The organism is Actinoplanes sp. SE50/110, from assembly GCF_900119315.1.
Lineage (GTDB): Bacteria > Actinomycetota > Actinomycetes > Mycobacteriales > Micromonosporaceae > Actinoplanes.
The window spans coordinates 7,858,924-7,880,126 of record NZ_LT827010.1; the positions used below are offsets into that span (position 1 = coordinate 7,858,924).

At 71.7% G+C, this 21,203-nt stretch carries 23 protein-coding genes; 4 read left to right on the plus strand and 19 right to left on the minus strand.

Annotated features, from left to right (window positions below):
- Positions 1–250: 250 nt before the first annotated feature.
- The 4 genes from ACSP50_RS35030 to ACSP50_RS35045 all read right to left on the minus strand — a co-directional run bounded on the left by ACSP50_RS35030 (position 251) and on the right by ACSP50_RS35045 (position 4,550).
- A complete protein-coding gene (locus ACSP50_RS35030) occupies positions 251–1,828 on the minus strand; it encodes a diguanylate cyclase (protein ID WP_014694060.1) in 1,578 nt (525 codons plus the stop codon).
- Between the two features lie 51 nt (positions 1,829–1,879).
- Positions 1,880–3,547 (minus strand): DEAD/DEAH box helicase family protein, encoded by a 1,668-nt coding sequence (locus tag ACSP50_RS35035; RefSeq protein WP_369793975.1) that lies wholly within the window; start codon positions 3,545–3,547, stop codon positions 1,880–1,882.
- 156 nt (positions 3,548–3,703) lie between these two features.
- The gene (locus ACSP50_RS35040; protein ID WP_014694062.1) at positions 3,704–4,318 is read right to left on the minus strand and encodes a trimeric intracellular cation channel family protein; all 615 of its coding nucleotides are present in this window, start codon (positions 4,316–4,318) and stop codon (positions 3,704–3,706) included.
- Between the two features lie 7 nt (positions 4,319–4,325).
- Positions 4,326–4,550: a DUF3039 domain-containing protein gene (locus tag ACSP50_RS35045; protein ID WP_043512800.1), complete on the minus strand. Its 225-nt coding sequence runs from the start codon at positions 4,548–4,550 to the stop codon at positions 4,326–4,328.
- A gap of 117 nt (positions 4,551–4,667) precedes the next feature.
- Here ACSP50_RS35045 and ACSP50_RS35050 point away from each other — a divergent pair, with 117 nt between their 5' ends.
- Both ACSP50_RS35050 and ACSP50_RS35055 read left to right on the plus strand, forming a co-directional pair.
- Positions 4,668–5,618, plus strand: a complete 951-nt coding sequence (locus tag ACSP50_RS35050) for a pseudouridine-5'-phosphate glycosidase (protein ID WP_043516174.1) — start codon at positions 4,668–4,670, stop codon at positions 5,616–5,618.
- 176 nt (positions 5,619–5,794) lie between these two features.
- On the plus strand, positions 5,795–6,691 hold the full coding sequence (locus ACSP50_RS35055) for a carbohydrate kinase family protein (protein WP_014694065.1): 897 nt from the start codon (positions 5,795–5,797) through the stop codon (positions 6,689–6,691).
- Between the two features lie 227 nt (positions 6,692–6,918).
- Here the strand turns inward: ACSP50_RS35055 and ACSP50_RS35060 are convergent, their stop codons facing one another.
- The 14 genes from ACSP50_RS35060 to ACSP50_RS35125 all read right to left on the minus strand — a co-directional run bounded on the left by ACSP50_RS35060 (position 6,919) and on the right by ACSP50_RS35125 (position 19,306).
- The gene (locus tag ACSP50_RS35060) at positions 6,919–7,290 is read right to left on the minus strand and encodes a DUF3099 domain-containing protein (protein ID WP_014694066.1); all 372 of its coding nucleotides are present in this window, start codon (positions 7,288–7,290) and stop codon (positions 6,919–6,921) included.
- 101 nt (positions 7,291–7,391) lie between these two features.
- Positions 7,392–7,976, minus strand: a complete 585-nt coding sequence (locus ACSP50_RS35065; protein ID WP_014694067.1) for an HhH-GPD-type base excision DNA repair protein — start codon at positions 7,974–7,976, stop codon at positions 7,392–7,394.
- A 40-nt stretch (positions 7,977–8,016) separates the two neighbouring features.
- Positions 8,017–8,517 carry a GAF domain-containing protein gene (locus ACSP50_RS35070; RefSeq protein ID WP_014694068.1) on the minus strand — a complete coding sequence of 167 codons (501 nt, stop codon included), beginning with the start codon at positions 8,515–8,517 and terminating at the stop codon, positions 8,017–8,019.
- Complete coding sequence (locus tag ACSP50_RS35075) at positions 8,514–8,786, minus strand: hypothetical protein (protein WP_014694069.1); 273 nt, start codon at positions 8,784–8,786, stop codon at positions 8,514–8,516. Before ACSP50_RS35075 ends, ACSP50_RS35070 begins: the two co-directional genes overlap by 4 nt.
- A gap of 11 nt (positions 8,787–8,797) precedes the next feature.
- The gene (locus tag ACSP50_RS35080) at positions 8,798–9,844 is read right to left on the minus strand and encodes a methyl-accepting chemotaxis protein (RefSeq protein WP_014694070.1); all 1,047 of its coding nucleotides are present in this window, start codon (positions 9,842–9,844) and stop codon (positions 8,798–8,800) included.
- Positions 9,845–9,876: 32 nt separating this feature from the next.
- Complete coding sequence (locus ACSP50_RS35085; RefSeq protein WP_014694071.1) at positions 9,877–10,248, minus strand: response regulator; 372 nt, start codon at positions 10,246–10,248, stop codon at positions 9,877–9,879.
- A complete protein-coding gene (locus ACSP50_RS35090) occupies positions 10,245–10,520 on the minus strand; it encodes a hypothetical protein (protein ID WP_014694072.1) in 276 nt (91 codons plus the stop codon). The genes ACSP50_RS35085 and ACSP50_RS35090 overlap by 4 nt, the downstream gene beginning before the upstream one ends.
- Positions 10,501–12,867, minus strand: coding sequence for a chemotaxis protein CheA (locus tag ACSP50_RS35095; protein WP_014694073.1), 2,367 nt, complete (start codon positions 12,865–12,867; stop codon positions 10,501–10,503). Before ACSP50_RS35095 ends, ACSP50_RS35090 begins: the two co-directional genes overlap by 20 nt.
- Positions 12,864–13,244, minus strand: coding sequence for a response regulator (locus ACSP50_RS35100; RefSeq protein ID WP_014694074.1), 381 nt, complete (start codon positions 13,242–13,244; stop codon positions 12,864–12,866). Before ACSP50_RS35100 ends, ACSP50_RS35095 begins: the two co-directional genes overlap by 4 nt.
- Positions 13,244–14,113 (minus strand): protein-glutamate O-methyltransferase CheR, encoded by an 870-nt coding sequence (locus ACSP50_RS35105; protein ID WP_014694075.1) that lies wholly within the window; start codon positions 14,111–14,113, stop codon positions 13,244–13,246. Before ACSP50_RS35105 ends, ACSP50_RS35100 begins: the two co-directional genes overlap by 1 nt.
- Positions 14,113–14,727, minus strand: coding sequence for a HEAT repeat domain-containing protein (locus tag ACSP50_RS35110; protein WP_231956781.1), 615 nt, complete (start codon positions 14,725–14,727; stop codon positions 14,113–14,115). Before ACSP50_RS35110 ends, ACSP50_RS35105 begins: the two co-directional genes overlap by 1 nt.
- 15 nt (positions 14,728–14,742) lie before the next feature.
- Positions 14,743–15,780, minus strand: coding sequence for a chemotaxis-specific protein-glutamate methyltransferase CheB (cheB, locus tag ACSP50_RS35115; protein WP_014694077.1), 1,038 nt, complete (start codon positions 15,778–15,780; stop codon positions 14,743–14,745).
- Between the two features lie 4 nt (positions 15,781–15,784).
- Positions 15,785–17,341, minus strand: a complete 1,557-nt coding sequence (locus ACSP50_RS35120; RefSeq protein ID WP_014694078.1) for a chemotaxis protein CheW — start codon at positions 17,339–17,341, stop codon at positions 15,785–15,787.
- A gap of 24 nt (positions 17,342–17,365) precedes the next feature.
- A complete protein-coding gene (locus ACSP50_RS35125) occupies positions 17,366–19,306 on the minus strand; it encodes a methyl-accepting chemotaxis protein (RefSeq protein ID WP_014694079.1) in 1,941 nt (646 codons plus the stop codon).
- 242 nt (positions 19,307–19,548) lie between these two features.
- On the opposite strand from ACSP50_RS35125, the gene ACSP50_RS35130 reads away from it, so the two are divergent.
- Positions 19,549–19,791, plus strand: a complete 243-nt coding sequence (locus tag ACSP50_RS35130; protein WP_014694080.1) for a hypothetical protein — start codon at positions 19,549–19,551, stop codon at positions 19,789–19,791.
- 63 nt (positions 19,792–19,854) lie between these two features.
- Positions 19,855–20,277, plus strand: a complete 423-nt coding sequence (gene dtd, locus ACSP50_RS35135; RefSeq protein WP_014694081.1) for a D-aminoacyl-tRNA deacylase — start codon at positions 19,855–19,857, stop codon at positions 20,275–20,277.
- Here the strand turns inward: dtd and ACSP50_RS35140 are convergent.
- Positions 20,274–21,059, minus strand: a complete 786-nt coding sequence (locus tag ACSP50_RS35140) for a sporulation protein (RefSeq protein WP_043512804.1) — start codon at positions 21,057–21,059, stop codon at positions 20,274–20,276. The genes dtd and ACSP50_RS35140 overlap by 4 nt on opposite strands.
- Positions 21,060–21,203: the final 144 nt, after the last annotated feature.

Below are 21,203 nucleotides of genomic sequence, written 5' to 3' on the forward strand. Positions count from 1 at the left end.
GGCCGGGAAGCCCACCCGGATCGGTCGGCTAGTCGGGGCGGCCGCGCGGACCTGTCGGTCGAGGCCGGTTGAGTGGTCGGCTAGCTCAGGTCGGTCCGGTGAGGTGGCTCTGACGGAGTCGGTCCGGTGAGGTGGGCTCGGTGGAGTCGGTCCGGTGAGGGGGCTCGGTGGAGTCCGGCCGGTGAGGGGGCTCGGTGGAGTCCGGCCGTGAGGTGGCTGAATCCGCTGGGACGGCGAGCTCGGGGCCGGGTCAGGCGGCGGCTCGGTTCTGTGGGGTGAAGGTTGTCTCGGTGCCGTCGCCGCCGCGGTGTTTGGCTCGGTACATGGCCTCGTCGGCCTGTTCCAGCACGTCGTGCAGGGCGGCAGCCGGACCGACGGCGATGCCGATGCTGACCGTGGCCAGGCAGTCCGGGATGTCGCGGACGGCCTGCACCATCCGGCGGGCGACCGCGGCCGCCTCCGCCGCCCCGGCGCCCGGCAGCAGCGCCGCGAACTCGTCGCCGCCCAGGCGCGCCACCAGGTCGGCGGCCTCGACCTGGGCGGCCAGCGCGGCCGCGATGGCGCGCAGGGCGGCGTCGCCGGCGGCGTGGCCCAGCGTGTCGTTGATCACCTTGAACTTGTCGGTGTCGATGAGCAGCACGGCAGCGTCGCCGGGCCGGGACAGCGCGGCGTGCAGCGCCTGGTCGAAGGCGCGCCGGTTGGCGATGCCGGTGAGCGGGTCGATCTCGGCGGCCTTCGCGACCTGCTCGTGCTGGACGCGCAGCTGTTCCAGGTCGTACCGGGTACGGGCGGCGTGCAGCGTGTTCAGCCGCTGGCGCCACAGGGCGGCGGCCAGGCCGTCCCCGTAGGCCAGGGTGGCCGCGGCGTCCGCCGAGCCGAGGTGGGCCAGCAGGACCGCCCGGGTGCGGTGGGTGCTGGCGACGACCAGCCAGTCCGCGTCGGGCGGCAGCCCGGTGGCCGCCTCGGCCATCACCGCGAGGGCGTCGGCGGGCCGCCCGGAGCGCAGCAGCGCCACCCCGTGGAAGGGCCGGCTGATCGCCAGCGCGTCGGTCGGGAAGCCGCGGTCCCGCAGTCGCGCGGTGTACCGCACGATGTCGGCCGCGGCCCCGCCCGGGTCGTGCCGGTCGGCGCGGGCGCAGGCGGCGTAGAGCAGCGCGTTGTCCCGCCAGCAGGCCGCGTCGGCGCCGGACACCTCGCCGGCCGCCCGGATGGCGTACCGCTCGGCTTCGGCGCTGTGGCCCTCGGCCTCGGCCGGCCGGTGGATCTGGTACAGCTCCAGCGCCCAGCGCAGGTGCATCTCGGCCAGGTTCAGCGACCACATCGCCCGGTTGCCGTTCCGGCCGGCGTCCGCACTGCTCATCCGGTACGCGACGGTGAACTGGGGCTCGGCCAGCTCGTACAGCCGCAGCTCGTACCACCCGATGGCGACCGCGACCCGGGAGTTGACCGCGGCCACCGGGTCGGGCTCGCCGTCGGCCAGCATCTCGGCGGCGACCAGGTCGCGGAGCACCTCGTCGGTGTCGTGGTCGGCGGTCATCCCGCCGGTCGAGGCGGCGCGCAGCCGCTGCCACGCGCGGCTGGCCAGGCCGGCGGCCTGCCAGCCGCGGCTGCCCTCCCGCTCGGCGGCGCACAGCATCGGGCCGACCGCGGCGATCGCGCCGGCCGGGTCGGACTGGGCGATCCGGCACACCACCCGGACGAAGTGCATGCAGGCGAGGTCGCCGCCAGGGCTGCGGAGCACGGTTTCCGCCTCGGCGAGCGCCGCGGTGGCGTCGCCGGTCTGCGCCCGCTCCAGCAGGCGTACGGCGTGCTGCGTGGTCTCCCGCATAGACACCTCCCCCGGTGGCTTATCGGCGGTGACCGGCCACACACAAGGTATCTAGAAGGTCTGGATCGTGGCGATCCGCTCCTCCAGCTGCTCGATCGTGGCCTGGGCGCTCGGCGGCCCCCCGCAGAGCCGCCGCAACTCCGCGTGGATCTTGCCGTGTGGCAGGTTGGTGCGGTGGTGGTGCGCCGCGACCAGGGTGTTCAGCTGGCGGCGCAGGGTGGCCCGGCGCTCGCCGGCGCTCATCGGCACGACCGCCTCGCGCGGGGCCGGCTCCGGCGCGTTCCTCGCCGCTTCCTGCTCGTGGCGTTTCTGCACGGCCAGCTGCTCGGTCTGCCGCTTGTTCAGCAGCATGGTCACCTCGTCCGGGGTGAGCAGGCCGGGCAGGCCGAGATAGTCGGCCTCCTCGGCGGTCCCGGTGCGGGCCGGCACGCCGAACGACGTGCCGTCGTAGATGACCTCCTGCAGCTCGGCGGTCGCGGACAGCGCCTCGAACTGTTTCTCCAGGTCGCCGATGGCGTCCTCGGACTTCTGCGCCCGTTCCAGCAGCTCGTCGTCCAGCCCGTCTTTCTCCTTGGGCGCGCCGAGCACGTGGTTGCGTTCCGCCTCCATCTCGCTGGCCAGTCCGAGCAGGTGCGGGACGCTGGGCAGGAAGACGGTGGCGGTCTCGCCGGGCTGCCGGGACCGGACGAACCGGCCGATCGCCTGCGCGAAGTAGAGCGGGGTGGACGCGCTGGTGGCGTAGACGCCGACGGCGAGCCGCGGGATGTCGACGCCCTCGGACACCATCCGGACCGCGACCATCCACAGCTTCTGCGAGGCGGCGAACTCGGCGATCCGGCCGGAGGCGCCGTCGTCGTCGGAGAGCACCACGGTGGGCGCCTCGCCGGTCAGGTCGTGCAGCAGCTTCGCGTACGCCCGGGCCGCCGTCTGGTCGCTGGCGATGACCAGGCCACCGGCGTCCGGCATGCCCTCCCGGACCCGCAGCAGCCGGTTGTGCGCGGCCTGCATGACCTGCGGCATCCACTCGCCGCGGTGGTCCAGGGCGGTCCGCCAGGCCTGGGCGATCAGATCCTTGGTCATCGGCTCGCCCAGCTTGGCGGCCAGCTCGTCACCGGCATTGGTGCGCCAGCGGGTCTCCCCGGAGTACGCCATGAACATCACCGGCCGCACGACCCGGTCGCGCAGCGCGTCGCCGTAGCCGTACACCGAGTCGGCCTTGGAGCGCTGGATGCCGTCCATGCCGCGCTCGTACTGCACGAACGGGATCGGGTTCTCGTCCGAGCGGAACGGGGTGCCGGTGAGCAGCAGCCGCCGGGCGGCCGGCTCGAACGCGTCCTTGACCCCGTCACCCCAGCTGCGCGAGTCGCCGGCGTGGTGGATCTCGTCGAGGATGACGAAGGTGCGCCGGGTGATGGTGCGCCGCTTGTGCACCTGCGGCGCCATCCCGACCTGGGCGTAGGTGACCACCGCCCCGTGGAAGTCCCGCGACGAGTGGATCTCCGAGTTGCGGAATCGCGGGTCGAGCTGGATGCCGACCCGGGCCGCCGCCTGCGCCCACTGCGACTTCAGGTGCTCGGTCGGGCAGACCACGGTGACCGCGTCGACGGTGCCGTCGACCAGCATCTCGGCGGCCAGCCGCAGGGCGAACGTGGTCTTGCCGGCGCCGGGCGTCGCCACGGCCATGAAGTCCTCGGAACGGCGGCGAAGATATTCCACCATCGCCTTGCGCTGCCAGGCCCGCAACGGCGGGAAGATCTCCAGATTCGGCAGAGACGGGCTCAAGCTCCGGTGATCCCTTCATCCATGGAAAAACCTCCGCGGCAGAGGTCGCGGAGGCGAGCATCCAGCATAGCCGCGGACCGGGCCCGCCGCGGGTCACGGCACCGCGACCGGCGCCGACCAGCGTCGGTAGAGCGCGAGCAGCCGTACCCCGGTCATCAGGGCCGCGGCGCCGGCCAGCGGCACCGGACCGGTGTGGCCGAGCCGCTGCATTCCGGTGACGAGGATCGCGCCGCCCAAGGCGACGCTGGCATAGATGTCGCGTTGCAGCACGACCGGGATCTCACCGGTGAGCAGGTCGCGGGTCAGCCCGCCGCCGATCGCGGTCAGCATGCCGAGCAGGCAGGCGCCGACCGGTGGCACCCCGGCGGTGAGCGCTTTCAGTGTGCCGGTCGCGGTGAACAGTCCGAGGCCGGCGGCGTCCAGGACCAGCACCGTCCGCCGCACCCGGTGCAGCCGAGGGTGCAGCCAGAACACCGCGACCGAGGCGAGCACCGCGGTCACCGCGTACCGCCAGTCGGCGAACGCCAGCGGGGGGACCGCGCCGATCGTCAGGTCGCGCAGGATCCCGCCGCCCAGGGCGGACGCGAAACCGACGAACGCCACCCCGAACAGGTCGAGGCGTTTCGCGACGCCGGCCGAGGCCCCGGAGGCGGCGAACACCGCCACCCCGATCAGATCCGCGACGAGCAGTCCGTATCCGCTCGCCACGGCCCGATCAGGCCTTCATGGCTTCGTAGATCTCCTTGCACTGCGGACAGACCGGGGAGCCCTTCTTCGGCACCTTGGTGACCGGGAAGGTCTCCCCGCACAGCGCGACCACGTAGGTGCCCATCACGGCACTCTCCGCGATCTTCTCTTTGCGCACGTAGTGGAACATCTCCGGACCGGTGTCGGCGTCCTTGGTCTCCGGACGCTCGAGGATCTGGGTGCTCACAGGTATCTGCCCTTCAGAAGATCACAAAAGTGGGTGGAGAAAAGCTCCAGCCGACAAGTCTGACACCTCACCCCTGGTCGGTCCAACGACAACGCAGCCAAGACGGCCCGTACCGTGGGCACCGTGACTGACTTCGCTATTCGCTTCGGCGAGCACGTGATCCGTGCCCGCCGCGACGGCCGCCCGGTGGTGGCCCTGGAGAGCACGATCATCTCGCACGGGCTGCCGCACCCGGACAACCTGCGAGTGGCCCGGGAGATCGAGCAGACCGTCCGGGACAACGGGGCGGTGCCGGCCACCATCGGCATGATCGGCGGCGAGCTGATCGCCGGCCTCGACGACGCCCAGATCGAGCACCTGGCGCTCGCCGGAGACGTGGCCAAGCTGTCCGTGCGCGACCTGGCGATCGCCGCCGCGCACCGGGCCGACGGAGCCACCACGGTCGCCGCCACCAGCGCGGTCGCGGCCGCGGCCGGGATCGGCGTGTTCGCCACCGGCGGCCTGGGCGGGGTGCACCGGGAGGCGAACCTCACCTTCGACGAGTCCGCCGACCTGACCGCGCTGGCCCGCACCCCGATCGTGGTGGTCTGCGCCGGCGTGAAGTCGATCCTCGACGTGGGCGCCACCCTGGAGCGGCTGGAGACGCTGGGCGTGTCGGTGGCCGGCTACGGCACCCGGCGTTTCCCCGGCTTCTTCATCACCGACGGCGGCTTCGACGTCGACTGGCAGCTGGACTCGCCGGAGCAGGTCGCCGACTTCATCCGGGCCCGCCGCGACCAGGACGTCACCACCGGCGCGCTGGTGCTGGCCAATCCGCTGCCCACCGACGAGCAGCTGGACCCGGAGCTGCACGACCGCACCCTGGCGAGCGGCCTGGCGGCGCTGGCCGAGCAGGGCGTCACCGGCAAGGCGGTCACCCCGTTCCTGCTGGCGCACTTCCACTCCAGCACCGACGGGCAGAGCCTGACCACCAACGTCCGGATCATCCTGCGCAACGCCGCGCTGGCGGCCCGGATCGCGGTCGCCGAGAGCGCCGGGACCGCCGCGCCGCTCGGCTTCTCCGTTCCGGCCTGAGCCGTGCCGCGCGTTCTCGCCGCCGCTTCGGGTTCCCGGGCCGCCACCCGACCCCGGGCCGCCACCCGACCCCGGGCCACTTCCCGACCCCCGGCGGCTACCCGACCCCGGGCCGGCTCGCCATTCCGGACCGGTTCCCGGGCCCGGGCCGCCGCTCACCTCTCGCGGGCCGTGTCGTGCCCCGGGTGATCGTCGTCGGTGACCTGGTCACCGACGTGCTGGTGGAGCATGACGGCCCGATCCGGCCGGGCTCGGACACGGCCGCCGCGATCCGGGTCAGCGGCGGCGGCCAGGCCGCCAACACGGCGGCCTGGCTGGCCCGGGCCGGGCAGGCCACGACGCTGGTCGCCGCGGTCGGTGCCGACCAGGCCGGCCGGGACCGGGTCGCCGAGCTGGTCGCGGCCGGGGTCGGCGACGCGGTGCGGGTGCTGCCGGGTGCGGCGACCGGCAGCGTGGTGGTGCTGACCGGCGCGTCGGAACGCACCATGATCACCGATCGGGGCGCGTGCCTGCTGCTCGATCCGGCGCACGTGACCGCCGCGCTGCGGGCCGCCGCGCCGGGCGACCATCTGCACCTGTCCGGCTATCCGCTGCTGCACGCCGGGTCCCGCCCGGCGGGCCTGGCGGCCCTCGCGGCCGCGAGGCAGCAGGGCCTCACGGTGAGCGTCGACGCGGCGTCCGCCGCACCGTTGCGGGACGCGGGTGCGTCCGCTTTCCTGACCTGGGTACGCGACGCCGACCTCCTGCTGTGCAACGCGGACGAGGCGGACGTGCTGGCCGGCCCCGCCCCCGCCGCGGCACAGGCCACGCGGCTGACCGCGACCGTCCGCCATGCGGTCGTCAAGCAGGGCCCGGCCGGGGCGGTCTGGGCCACCCGCGACGGTTCCGCATGGTCCGCTCCGGGCCTCAGCGTGCCGGTCAAGGACCCCACGGGCGCGGGTGACGCCTTCGCCGCCGGCCTGCTGACATCCTGGCTCAACGACGGCTCGCCGCCGGCCGCCCTGCAAGCCGGCGCCGCCCTCGGAGCAGCCGCTGTCCAACTCCTCGGCGCCCGCCCCGATCCCTCCCGATGACCACCCACGGGCGCCGCCCGGCTGCCGCGCGAGAGACCCGGCTCTCTCGGTGAGCAACCACGGACGCCGCCCGGCTGCTGCCGCCGGACCCGGTCTTCTCGGTGACCATCCACGGGCAATGAAGGGTCGCGATGATCGCTATGGACGCGCCAGCGGCCAGATCATCGTGACCCGGCCCCGGCGGGAGCGGCGGTCAGTTATCAGCGCGGACATACGACATATGCTATTTAAAGCTTTTTGTCCGATTCGATGATCTCGGAGTCGATCGTGACCGGCTCCCGCTCCTCGGGCACGACCTCGGTCAACGCCATCTGCTGCCGTTCCCGGGCGGCGGCGTCCGCGGCCCGTTCCGCCTTGGTCTTCGGCGGCCGGTCGTTGGCGATCAGCACCGCGGCCCACGGCAGGAACACCATGCCGGCCAGGCACAGCACCAGCCACAGGGCGAGCAGCGGCGGCCGCACGCTGACCAGCACCCCACCGAGGATCAGGCAGCCCACCCGGGTGCCCATCATCAACACGTACCGGACCTCGCGGCTGCGCAACTGATCGCCAGGGCTCCGCGCGGCATCCGTGATCAGGACCGAGGGCTGCTTCTTCACAGGGGTCTCCCGTTCGACCCCGCCATCCTCGCACCGGACGGGCCTTTCTGCCCAACCAGTCCGCCCATTCGCCCGGTCCACCCGCCGGCATCGGCCGCGAATCAGCCCTTGGCCGCCCTGGCCTCCGCCTTGGCCGCCTTCTTGTTCTCCCGCACCCGGGCCAGCGATTCATCGTCGACGATGTCCGCCACCGACCGGTAGGCGCCCTCCTCGCCGTACCCACCGGCCGCCGCCCGCCACCCCGACGGCTGCACCCCGACCTGTTTGCCCAGCAGCGCGACGAAGATCTGCGCCTTCTGCTTCCCGAACCCGGGCAGCGCGAAGATCCGCTGGTACAGCTCGGCCCCGCTCGACGCGTCCCGCCAGAGCGCCTCGACGTCCCCCGCGTAGCGATCGGCGATCACCCGGCACACCTCCTGGGCCCGGGCCGCCATCGCTTTCGGGAACCGGTGCAGCGCCGGCGGAGTCGCGAAGATCTCCACCAGCGCCTCCGGATCGAAGTCGGCGATCTCGGTCGCGGTGGGCTCGTGCCCGAGCCGCTGCGCCAGCACCAGCGGCGAGGTGAACGCCTTCTCCATGGTGATCTGCTGGTCCAGCACCAGCCCCAGCAGCACGGCCAGCGGACTCCGGTCCAGCAGCGCGTTGGCCTCGGCCGGGATGGGCAGCGAAAACGTCATGCGGTACATGCTGCCATTGCGACCGGCGGGGACGGTGCGGCAGTCTCGCTCAGGCGGCCCGGCCGGCGTGGTCCTCGATGCGGCGGACGGTTTCGGCGGCCATCCCGCTGAGATATCGCATGTCGTCCTCGGTGAAGTGGCGCGGGCGCACGTCCAGCGCGCACAGGCCGCCGAGGACGTGCCCGGTCGAGGAGATCAGCGGGGCACCGACATAGGAGCGGACCCCCTCGATGCGCACCAGCGGGTTGTCCCGGTGTTCCGGGTCCTCGGTGAAGTCGCCGACGGTGAACGGGGCGCTGGTGGTGAGGAAGCGGGTGCAGAACGCCCACTCCAGCGGGGTGCCGCCGGATTCGCCGATCCAGTCCGGCACCGGGCCGGTGCCGGCCAGGAACACCTGCGCGTCGTTGAGTAGGGCGTCGGCCAGTGCGAACGGGGTCTGCAGGCGGTCGGCCACGGTTTTGACCAGCTCGCCCAGGTAGCCGCGGTGTTCCTCCCGGTCGAGACCGAGGCGGGCCAGGTCGCGGATCCGGTCGGGGTGCCGCGCGGTCACGACTGGACCGTCCGGGCCAGCGCCTCGTACGTGATCAGCCGGACCTTGAGCGAGCGCCCGGCCACCCGGCTCAGCTCGCCGACCTCCATCACGTGTTCGGCCACCCGCCGGAGGTCGGCCGGACTGGACACCGGTCGCTGCAGGCCGAGCGACTGCACGGCGAGGCTCCACAGCCCCTCGGCCATCCGCGGGCCGACCAGCTCCGCGAATGCCTTGACCGCGTCCTGCTCGGTCGGCGCCTCGTGGCCGTAATCCTCGATGCGCGCCATCACAAACCCTCTCAGAACAGTTCGATCAACGGTTCGGTCCCGGCTGAGGCGTCCTCACCGGTCTGCGCGGCATGGGTGAACCGCTGCCGGGCCATCACGTGTTTCGAGCGGAGGTCCTCCACGTTGATGGCCCCGTCCCGGACCTCGTCGGCGGTGACCCGGCCCTGGGCGTACCCGGCCACCGACTCGGCCTGCCCGCGCACGTCGGCGACCGCCTCCGCAACATGCTCCAACATCTGCCGACTGATGTCCTGGAACTGCACGTGCCCCACCGCCCCGGTGGTCTCCGAGGTCAGCGCGTTCGAGCTGGTCTGCACCTGGCGGGCGGCGACGACGGTGTCCCGCAGGATGCCGGAGACCATCTCGGACATCTCCCGCTGAGCGTTGGCGATGCCGCCCAGCCGGCGGGTCATCGCGGTCTCCTCCTTGACCGGTGGCATCTCCGCGGCCCGATCGAACTGGGTGTCGTCGGAGAGTACCGCGTCGAGTTTCGCGGTCAGGTCGCCGATGCTGCTGCCGATGCCGTGCGCCGCCTCGGACGAGCGGTGCGCCAGTTTGCGCACCTCGTCGGCGACGACCGAGAAGCCTTCGCCGGCGTCGCCGGCCCGGACCGCCTCGATCATCGCGTTCAGCGCGAGGATGTTGGTGGCCCGGCTGACCTCCTCGATCTGGGTGACGTGCTGGTTGAGCTCACGCATCTGCTCGACGAGCGCCCGGATCTGGTGGTCGCGGTGCAGGAAGTAGGCGATCAGCCGGCTGACCAGCTGGTCGTTGGAGGAGCTGACCTGGGACAGCTCCCGTTCGGTGCGGCTGAGGGTGCCGGCGAGCTGGGCGACGTCGCCGGCCATCACCTCCGCCAACGAGTCGATCTTCACCATCTGCTGGACGATCGCGTGTGCGGCCTCACCGGTCTGCTCGATGACGTCCTTGACGTGGCCGTCGATCACATCGCAGTACGCCGGGATCGGCTCCAGCGCCTCGGCCACGACATCCCCGGAAACGCCCTGCTCCTCCGGCTGTTCCGGGGCGAGCGTGAGCCTGCGGAGAAGGCTAGGCATGTGCGGTACCTCCGTTGCGCTTCGGACGGGCCTCAGGCCCCGGGCAGCACCTGCTTGATCACGCCCAGCAGCTGGTCCGGTCCGACCGGCTTGACCAGCCAGCCGGTCGCGCCGGCGTTCTTCGCCTCGACCCGCTTGGCCTGATCCGACTCGGTGGTCAGCATGAGGATCGGGGTGAACCGCATACCCGGAGCCTTCCGGGCCTCACGGGCGAAGGTGATCCCGTCCATCTGCGGCATGTTCACGTCGCTGATGATCAGGTTGGGCTTGACGCCCTTGCCGAGCTTGTCGAGCGCCTCCTTGCCGTGCCCGGCCGTCTCGACCGAGTATCCGGCCTTGGTCAGGATCGACTTGAGGCTCATCAGCATGGTGGCGGAGTCGTCGACGAGCATCACGGTGGTCATGGCGGTTCGGTCCCCTGTCGGCCGGTGTCGCCGTTGCTCCCGGTGAGCAGCGGCAGCACCTGGGACGTCAGGAAGGCGTCTTTCGGTGCTGCTGAAATCTTCGGCCGGAAAAGCAGCAGGGCCTGGAGTGCGCCGGTGTGCAGATGGTTGCAACGGCGCAGGCTGACCCGGGGCCGCTGGCACGAGCGCAGCCAGCCGACCAGTTGTTCCACCTCGTCGACGGTGACCACGCCGATCAGGGTGGCGTTCTCGTCATGCAGCTCGAGCGGCAAGGCCGAGCACCTCCTTGAGGTTGAGCACCAGCAGCACCAGGCCGTCGCCGAGCAGCGCGGTGCCGGAGAACTCGTCGGCGTAGGCGAGCAGACCCTCCATCGGTTTGAGGATCACGTCGACCTCCCGGTGGAACTGTTCGACCAGCAGGCCGACCCGCTGACCGTTGACCGAGACGATCAGCACCGCGCGGTCCCGGTCCGGATCCGCCGCCCAGGGCATCTGCAACGCCCGGGCCAGGTCGATCACCGGAACCACCTCGCCGCGCATCACCACCACGTCCTGGTGCAGCACCCGGCCCATCTCGGCGGCCGGCACCCGGACCGTCTCCACCACCAGGTCGACCGGGACACCGAAGCGCTGCCCGGCCACGCTGACCACCATCACCTGGGTGACCGCCATGGACAGCGGCAGCCGCAGCCGGGTGGTGGTGCCGGTGCCCAGCTCGGAGCGCATGGTGACGCTGCCGCCGAGTTTCTCGACGCTGGCCCGGACGGCGTCCATCCCGACCCCGCGCCCGGACAGGTCGGAGATCTGGTCGGCGGTGGAGAAGCCGGGGCGGAAGACCAGATCGACGGCCTCGCTGTCGCTGAGCGACTCCAGCTCCTCCTCGGAGATCAGCCCCTTTTCGTACGCCTTCTGCTTGACCCGCGCCGGGTTGACCCCGCGCCCGTCGTCGGAGACCTCGACCAGCACCGCGTCCCCGTCGGCGACCGCGGCCAGGGTGAGCCGGGCGGTGCCGGGCTTGCCGGCCGCGATCCGCTCCTCGGTGGTCTCGATGCCGTGGTCGAGGCTGTTGCGGACCAGGTGCACCAGCGGGTCGCCGAGCGCCTCGATGACGTCCTTGTCGGCCATCGTCTCGTCGCCCTCGGTGACCAGTTCGATGGTCTTGCCGAGCCGCCGGCTCAGGTCCCGGACCAGCCGGGGGAAGCGGCCGAAGGCGACCGAGAGCGGCAGCATCCGGACGTCCATCACGGCGGCCTGCAGCTCCTCGGCGATCCGGTGCAGCCCGGCGTACTGGTCCTTGATCCGGCGGCTGAGCGCTCGACTGCCGAACTCCTCCTCGGCCGCGGCGGCCAGGAAGGTGAGCCCGTTCTTGGCCACGTTCAGCTCGCCGACCAGCTCCATCAGCCGGTCCACCTTCTCCTGGTCGACCTTGAGCACCCGGGTGCCGACCTGACCGCCGGGGTCGTCGGCCCGGCCGGCCGGTTCGGCGGCCGGCACCGGCGCCGGCGGAGCGGCCAGCGCGGCGATCACCGGCGAGTCGACGCCGGGCGGTTCCGCGGCGCCCTCGGCCGGGGCCCGGCCCAGCACGCCCTCGACCGCGGCGTTGACCGCTTCGGCGTCGGCGCCGGTCAGATCGAGCGGGACGCCCAGCGCCCGGGCCGCCGCGGTGACCGACGCGGTCAGGGCGACCAGCTGGGTGCCGGCCGGTTCGCCGACGGCCAGGGTGCGGTGCGCGGCGGTGAGCACCGCGCGGGCGTCGGCGGCCAGGCCGGGGTCGATGTTGAGTGGCTCGGGGACCGGCGGCGGGGTGATCTCCTCGGCGTCCTCGCCCTCCAGGTGCCGGTTGATCGCGGCGGCGTCCAGCTCGACGTAGCTGACCTGATCGGGAACGTAACGGAAAAGATGGTGCAGTTCGCCGTACGAGGCCCGGGTGGCCACCACGAAGGAGAGGAGGCAGGCGTATTCGTCGTACTCGGCGACGGCGGGCCAGGTGGCCGGCGGGACCACGACCATCCGGTCCAGGCCCGGGATCTGCCGGACCAGATGCAGCGGGTCCTCGGCGCGGAAGAAGCAGTCCTGGTCGGGCAGATAGCGCAGGAACCGCAGGGTGGACGACGTGGTGTTGAGCCAGGTGGCGGTCTCGATCAACCACTCGGTGCCGAGCTCGGCCAGCCAGTCCGGAGCGGCGTCGACGTGTCGTACCGCGGCGATCGGCTCCTGATCGGCGGCCGAAGGCTCGCCGCCGAGCGGCGCCCGCAGCTTCGTGATCAGCCCGGCGGCGTCCTGGCCGGCGGTGGCCGGCAGCCGCTCGTGCGCGGTGACGTGGGCCAGCCAGCCGCGGATCAGGTCGAAGGCGGCCAGCAGGTCGTCGGCCATTCCCGAGTCGAGCGCGAGCCGGCCGCCGCGGACCGCGTCCAGCAGGTCCTCGGCGGCGTGGGTGAGCCGGGTCAGCTCGGGGAAGTCGAACAGCCCGGACGAGCCCTTGAACGTGTGCGCGGCCCGGAACACCTCGTTGACCAGCTCGGGATCGCCGGGGTTGCGTTCCAGCTGGAGCAGACCGTCGTCGACCGAGGCGAGCAGATCGTTCGCCTCGGCGAGGAACTGGGACAGCAGCGGGTTCATGCCTCCGGGTCCTTTCCGGAGGTGAGCATCGTGGCGACCCGGATCAGGCGATCGGCCGGGACCGGCTTGACCAGGTAGAGATTCGCTCCGGCCTGATACGCGCGGTCCGCGTCGCCGGGCCGGTCCTCGGTGCTGATCATGAGGATCGGGGCGGCCGTGCCGACGGTCTCCGACCGCAGCGTCTCGATGCACGTGTAGCCGTTCATCTTCGGCATGTTCACGTCCACCAGGAACAGGTCGAACGGCGTGGTCATGGCCGCCTCGACGGCCTCCAGCCCGTTCGCCGCCTCGGCCACCTCGAACCCGGCGTCGCGCAGCAGGCTGGTGTGATAGAGCCGCACGGTGGCGGCGTCATCCACTACAAGAACCCGGGTCATCACTTCGCTCCGGTCGGTCGCTGGTAGACGATGCCCTCCGGCAGGCGGGTCGGGGTGAAGATCGGCGAGATCCGGCTCATCGACTCGGAGTGCCCGAGGAAGAGGTAGCCGCCCGGGCGCAGCGCCCCGTACAGGTTCTCGGCGGCCCGGCGACTGGACAGCTCGTCGAAATAGATCAGCACGTTGCGGCAGAAGATCACGTCGAAGTCCCGGAACGCCTTCATCGCGGCGGTGTCGCAGACGTTCATCCGGTGCAGCGTGACCGCGCTCCGGATGCCCTCGTCCACCTGGAAGCGGCCGGACCCGACCGAGGTGAAGTACTTGTTCACCCAGGCTTTCGGCACCCGCTGCAGGGAGCGTTCGCCGTAACTGGCGTGCGCCGCCTTGGCCAGCACCTCGCTGTCGATGTCGGCCCCGTGGATCTCCACGTCCACATGGTCGATCTGGTCCCACTCCTCCAGCAGGCGCAGCGCGATCGAGTACGGCTCCTCGCCGGTCGAGCAGGGCAGCGAGAGGATCTTGACCGGTCCGGACATCCGGCCCGGCCCGCCGCGCGCGGCCAGGGTCTTCGGCAGCACCGTGCTGAGCATCGCGTCGAACTGGTAGTCCTCGCGCAGGAAGTACGTCTCGTTGACGGTGAGCTGGTTGATCAGTTCCTGCAGCATGTCCGGCCGGTCCATCCGCAGGGCGGCGAACCAGCTCGCGAACGTGTCGAACGGCGAACTGCGGATGCAGGTCTCCACCCGCTTGTCGACGAAGTACCGCTTGCCCGGGGTGAAGTGGATGCCGGTGCGCTTGTAGAAGTATTCGGTGAACCGGTCGAACTCGGCGTCGGAAAGTCCGGTGCCCGAGGGTGCCGCGGCCGCCATCAGGCCGTACCGGTCAGCCGGGGCAGCGCCGCCCGGACCGTGAAGATCAGGAACGGGTCGTCCGGGAACCGCTGGGCGGCGGCCTCCAGCACCGCGGCGTGCTCGGGACCGGCCCCGGGCAGCAGCGCGTCGATCGCGGCGGTGACCACGTTCGGGTGCGGGTCGTCGGTGATCATCCGGACCAGCCAGGTGCGGGCCTCCGGGTCGGGCAGGTCGGCCAGCACCATCGCGGTCATCACCCGCACGTCGTGGTCGGGCGCCGCGAGCAGGTCGGGCAACAGCGCCGGGACCGAGCCCGGCATGGTGGCCAGCGCCTCCGCCACCGCGGTCCGCAGTCCGGCGTCGTCGCTGGCCAGGTGCACCGCCAGACCGGCCGCGACCGCCTCCGTGTCGTGCCCGGCCAGGGTGGTCAGCACCGCGTCGCGGACCCGCGGCTCGGTCTCCAGGCCGGCCCGGGCCAGCAGCCCGGGCACCGCCTCGGGCACCCCGGCCAGGTCCAAGGCGGCCTCCCGGCGGCGCTCCGGGTCGGGGTGATCGAGGAGCGCGATCAGGTCGTCCGGGCCGAGGCTCGGTGGTGGTTCCGGCGCGGCAGCCGGCTTCTTGACCAGTCCCATGATCATCAACCTTTCTCAGCGCACCCAGTCGGCCAGCCGGTCGGCGATCTCGTACGACGGGAGCACCTCGGTCGCGCCGCCGTTGGCGGCCAGTTCGCCGGGCATCCCCCAGACCACCGCGGTCTCCTCGGCCTCGGCGATGGTCCGGCCGCCGCCGGCACGGACCGCGGCCATCTCCTTGGCGCCGTCGTCACCCATCCCGGTGAGCAGCACGCAGACCAGCCGCGCCGGGTCCAGGTAGCGGTGTGCCGACGCCACCAGCCGGTCCACACTGGGATGCCAGCGGTACTCGGCGGCGGCCGGGGCCGACTTCACGATCAGGCCGTCGGTGCGGCGCGCGACCACCACGTCGGCACCGCCCCGGCCGATGTAGATGTTGCCGGGCCGGACTGTCATGATCCGGTCCACCTCGTGCACCCGCAGCGCGCAGGTCTCATCCAGCCGCCGGGCCAGCGCCGCGGTGAACGAGGCCGGGATGTGCTGAGCCACCACCACCGGGGCGCTCAGCGTGCCGGGCAGTTGTGGCAGCAGGTCGGAGAGCAGCGCCGGGCCACCGGTCGAGGAGCCGATCAGCACCAGGTCGACGGCGGCCGGCCGGGTCTCCAGCGGGGCCGGCGTGGCCCGGATCCGGCTCTTCAGACCGGTGGCGCGCTTCAGCTTCGCCCGGGCCGCGCCGCGCACCTTCTGCACCAGCTCGGTGGCGACCTCATCGATGTTGAGCGACACCGTGCCGCCCGGCTTGGGCACGTAGTCGACCGCGCCCAGCTGCAACGCCTCCAGGGTGACCAGGGCGTTGTGATCGGTCAGCGAGGAGACCATCACCACCGGGGTGGGCTGCTTCTCCATGATCTGGGCCAGGCAGGTGAGCCCGTCCATCTCCGGCATGTTGACGTCGAGGGTGACCACGTCCGGGTGGACGCGCTCCAACTGTTCCAGCGCGTCCACCCCGTTGCGGGCGGTGTGCACCTCGAAGTCGCCGGCCTCCGCCAGCATGCCCTTGAGCGCCCGGCGCATCAGCGCCGAGTCGTCGACGACCAGGACCGAAGTTGGCATCGCCCTAGACCCCGGCGAGTGCCTCGGACACGACGTCCTCGCACAACTCGGCCGCCACCGCCGCCTGCTCGGCCGCCAGCAGCTGATCGACCTGCACGAGCAGCAGCATCCGCTGCTGGTCCGGCAGGTTGGCCACCCGCGAGACCACGCGCGCCTGCTCCTCGGAGAGTTCCGGAGCCGGCTCCAGCACGTTGCGCCCGACCCGGGCCACCTCGGCCACCGAGTCGACGATGAAGCCGGTCCGCACCCCGCCGATGATCAGCACCACGATCCGCTGCCGCTCGTCGCGCTCGGTGCGCTCCAGGCCCAGCCGGGTCCGCAGGTCGACCACCGGCAGCACGGTGCCGCGCAGGTTGACCAGCCCCTCCACGAAACTGAAGGACTTGGGCACCCGGATCAGCGCCTCCGGCACCCGGATGATCTCCTGCACGGCGTCGACGTCGACCGCGTACTCCTCATCGTCGAGCCGGAAGACGACGAACAGCTCCTCGTCGCCACGGCCGTCGTCGGCCTCGCTGGCCCGTTCGGCGGTCATCTCCTCGTCGTCCTCCCGATATCCGGCGATCTCGTCACGCACCTCGGGTGAGTCGAACATCCGGTTCACGCTCAGCACCGAGACCAGCCGTTTGCCGTCCTCCAGCCGGACCACCGACTCCACCTCGGTCTTGCGGCCCTCCCCGGCCACCACCCCGGGCAGCGGCGCCACCAGCTGGTGCGGCACCCGCAGCACCTCGCGCACGGTGTCCATCACCACGCCGACCACGCCGTCGTCGAGGGAGACCACGACGATCCGGTTCTGCGGCTCCAGCGGGGTGACCGGCAGGCCGAAGACCCGCCGCATGCTGACCACCGGCAGCAGCCGGCCGCGCAGGTCGATCACACCGAGCACCCGGCTGCCGGCGTTCGGGACGTGGCTGACCGACTCCGGCGCCTGGACGATCTCCTGCACCTGGTCGATCGGCAGCGCGTACTCCTGGCCCTCGACCGCGAAACTGACCAGCTCCAGAGTGTCGTCCAGATCGGCATCCGGATCGGCCTCACCGGACACCCGGGTCACCGACTCCCGGCCACCGGGGCCGCGCTTCTCCGCGAGCCGGGCGAACTGGCTGCCGATCAGCCGGTCGACGTCGAGGACCGTGGTCATCTCCCCGCCGTCCGACTTGATCACCCCGACCAGCACGTCCGAGCGGACCGTGGCCTGCACCGCCTCGCCCGGCTCCAGGTCCTGCGGATCGATGCTGATCACGCTGGCCACCCGGTCCACCACGAAGCCCAGCGGCACGCCGCCGTCGACCACGATCACCCGGGTCGTCTCGTCGTGCTCGGCCTGCTCCATCGAGCAGCACTGCCGCAGGTTGACCACCGGCAGCACCCGGCCGCGCAGGTTGGCCAGACCCTCCAGGGACGGCGGCCCGAGCGGCACCTTCACCACCGAGGGCATCCGGATGATCTCCTGGACCCGGCGCATCGGGAAGGCGTACCGCTCCCCCACCATGTCGAAGGTGACGTAGTCCGCGGTGTCCTCGCCGAGGTCCGCGTCCTCGTCCATGTCGACGCTCATCGAAGCTCCCTCCCCCGGTCGGGCTCAGCCGGCGTTCTGCAGCTCGTCGGCGAGCGCGGCGATCTCCTCGACCGCGGCCGCGAGCTCCTCGGCCCCCTGCGCCTGCTCCCGGGCCGCGGTGGAGGCCTGCCCGGCCAGTTGTTCGGCCTGGTTCGCCGAGGCGGAGATCTGCTCCAGACCGATCTTCACCTCGCCGAGCACCTTGGCGATCTGCTCGGCGCCCTCGCGGACCTCCAGGTTGCCGCCGCGGACCTGCTGCATGTCCCGCTCGATCTCGTCCAGCCGGGCGGTGGTGGCCTTCGCCGTCTCCACCTCGGCCAGCGACATCCGGCTGGTCTCCTCCAGGTCGCCGCGGACCTCGACGATCCGGTCCTGCACCGCCTTGACCAGGTCCTTGATCCGGTCCGCGTTGTCGGCCGAGTCCCGGGCCAGGTTCCGGATGTCGGTGGAGACCACCGCGAAGCCCTTGCCGAACTCGCCGGCCCGGGCCGACTCGACCGAGCCGTTGACGGCGAGCATGTTGGTCTGGATCGAGACGTTCGCGATGGCGTCGACGATCTTGTCGATCCGGCGGGAGATCTGCTCCAGCTCGGTGACCTTCCGGACGTTCTCGATGCCCTCGCGGGCGGCCCGGCCGATCGCGTCGATCATCGAGTCGACCGCCTCCTTGTTGGCGGCGAGCATCTCCAGAATGGTGTCCGAGCGTTCCACCGCGGCGCCACCGCGATCGGCGGAGAGCTGGGCACCCTGCTCGATCTGGGTGACCAGCACCGAGGTCTGCTCGCCCTTCTCCGCCGCGGTCCGGGCCCCAGTGTTGATCTCCTTGATCGCCACGTTGATCTGGTTGGCCGCGCGGTTGATCTCCTCGACCGCCGCGGAGAGCTCCTCGGCGGCCGACGCCACGTCCTCGGCGCTCTTGGCGATGTCGGTGCTGCTGCGCAGCGTCTCGGAGACCTCGGCGAGCGCCTCGGCCGCCTGCTCACTCTGCCGCAGCGCCTGGGTCTGCTGACCGACCGTCTGCAACGACTCCTCACAGGCCGCCGACTGCTGCTCGGCCGCCGCCGCGATCTCCTCGGACCGCTGCTTGGCACTGCCCGCGGACCGCTTGGCCTGCTCAGCCGCGGCCGCCATCTCGGTCGCGCCGGCCATGATCGTGCCCATGTCGGCCCGGATGGTCTCCAGCTGCGAGGTGATCGACTTGCCCTTCTCCGCCTCGCCCCGGGCCGTCTCGGCGGAGGTCTGCACCGCGCCGGCGATCTCGGTGACCGAGTTGCGCACCTCGTCGATCAGGTCGCGGATCTGCCGGGCGCTGCGCTCACTGGTCTCGGCCAGGGTGCGCACCTCGTCGGCGACCACCGCGAAGCCCTTGCCGTGCTGCCGGGCCCGGGCCGCCTCGATCGCCGCATTCAGCGCGAGCAGGTTCGTCTGGTCGGCGATGTGCGCCACCGTCTTGACGATCTCACCGATCTCGTCAGCCTGCTTCTCCAGCTCGGAGATGGTGACGACGGACTCGGTCTGCCGGGCCGAGGCGCTCTCGACGTTGGTGAGCAGCCCGACGATCCCGGACCGGGTCTCGTTGAGCAGCACCTGCAGGGCCTGGCTCAGGTCGGCGACCTGGCGGGTGGTCGACTCCTGCCGGTTGACCCGGTCCTCGATCTGGTTCATCGCGGCCAGGCTCTGCTGCGTCGCGCCGGAAGCCTCTTCGGCCCCCGCCGCGATCTGCTGCATCGAGTCGGTGAGCTGCCGTGAAGCCTCCGCGGCCTCGGCGTTCTGGGCGGAGATCTCGGCGGTCGCCGCCGCGATCCGCTCGGCCGCCTGCTGTTGTTTGGCCACCGAACGGGCCTGTCGCCGATTGGCGTCGCCGTCCGGTGCCCGGGCGGTGCGGCTGGCAGTGGTGGCGGGCGCCGGACGGGCGGCCCGCGGGGCTTCGGTCGTCCGCCCTCCGGTGGTGCTGGTGAGGGGCATGGGTGATTCTCCCGTCTGAGTCCGGTCGGTCCGGCGCACGACAGCGCACGAAACCAGGTCCACCTCGATCGCAGAGCGCAACGCCCGGCCCGGTCACCGGGCTAGACACCGCCCCCGACCAGGCAAATCCTGGCATCGATCAGCGGAGCACCGCCGAGCTATTGAGCCACTCCGATCCAACGGACGGACGTTTGCCGGGTCCCGCCTGGGGCATTCCCGGCCCGACCATCACGGAGGTGCACATGAGCAGCGAAGATTCCGACCTGTCCAGCACGGTCCCGGCCGGCACCGATCCGGAGGAACTGCGCAACGGCGGCCCGTCGACCGGCGGGCTGATGACCACCACCGGCGGCACGGCGGGACCGGCGAGTTTCCCGAACCGGCCGCGCACCGGACCCGGCGTGGCGCCGACCACCACCGGCGACGCCACCACCGGGGCGCTGCGGACCCCGGCCGACGAGTACACCAGCGACCAGGCCGGCTGACCGGTCGGCTACCGTCGGTATCCGAGTCGCCGCGACCGGCGCGGCGCTCGGAACGGTGGTGGCATGCGGGCGTTGGTGCAGACGGTGAGCCGGGCGAGCGTCACGGTCGACGACGAGATCGTCGGATCGATCACCGACGGGCTGCTGGTGCTGCTCGGCGTCACCCACGACGACACCCCGGCGAAAGCCGCCGACCTGGCCCGCAAGACCTGGGAGCTGCGCATCCTGGACGGCGACCGGTCGGCCGCCGACGAGAACGCGCCGCTGCTGGTGGTGAGCCAGTTCACGTTGTACGGCGACGCGCGCAGGGGTCGCCGGCCGAGCTGGATCGCGGCCGCCCCGGCCGAGGTGGCCGAGCCGCTGGTCGTCGCCTACGCGGAGGCGCTGCGCGCCCGGGGAGCGACGGTGGAGACCGGCCGCTTCCGGGCGCACATGCTGGTCGAGAGTGTGAACGTCGGACCGCGCACGATCCTGCTGGAGCTCTAGAACAACCCGCGGCGGCGGGCGGACTGCCGCAGCCAGTCGTCGAGCTGCGCGGTCCAGTCCACCCGGTCCACGGTGGCGTAGTCGACGTCGAAGCTGCCGAAGGCGTCGTGCCCCTCGGTGAACAGGCCACCGCGCTTGTCCAGCTCCAGCACCACCTGCAGACGCCGGGGCGTGGGCAGGAAGGTCAGCTCCAGCTGATTGATCCCGGACGCGTACTGCGCCGGCGGGTGGAACTCGATCTCCTGGTAGAACGGCAGCTCCTGCTCGACCCCGTAGACCCGGCCCCGTTCCACGTCGGCCTTGTGGAAGCGGAAACCCAGCCGCAGCAGGGCCTCCAGGATCCGTTCCTGGGCGGGTAGCGGGTGCACCTGCACCGCGTCCAGGTCGGACTTGTCCACCGCCCGGGCCACCTCCAGCTCGGTCGCCAGGCCCATCGTCATGCCGTGCAGATGCTGGCCGTACAGCTCGGTGATCGGGGTCTGCCAGGGCACCTCGAAGCGGAACGGCACGTCGTGCCGGGCGCCCGGCTCCAGCCGGAACGAACCGGTCAGCCGCTGCCGGTGGAACTCCTGATTGGTCTGGTACTCGTTGTCGCCGGTCTCCACCTCGACCCGGGTCATCAGGCCGACCGCGACGTACTCCACGTCGACCGCGTGGTCACCGCCGGCGATGTGGACGTTTCCCGCCAGGAAGCCGCCGGGAAAGCAGTTCGGATCGGTCAGCACGGTGTCGACGGACGGCCCGCCCACCCCGAGTGCCTGCAACATCCTCCGGAAGACCACGGCCCACCCCTTCGTCGGTCTTGCACATTATCCGTTTCACCCGGCCTTGTCGGCTTGCGGACTTCAGGGTTCTCCCTGATTCATGCCACCTGGACGCTGGCCTCACCTCCGCTTAACGCGCGGGCGACGAAGCTTCTGGTCACC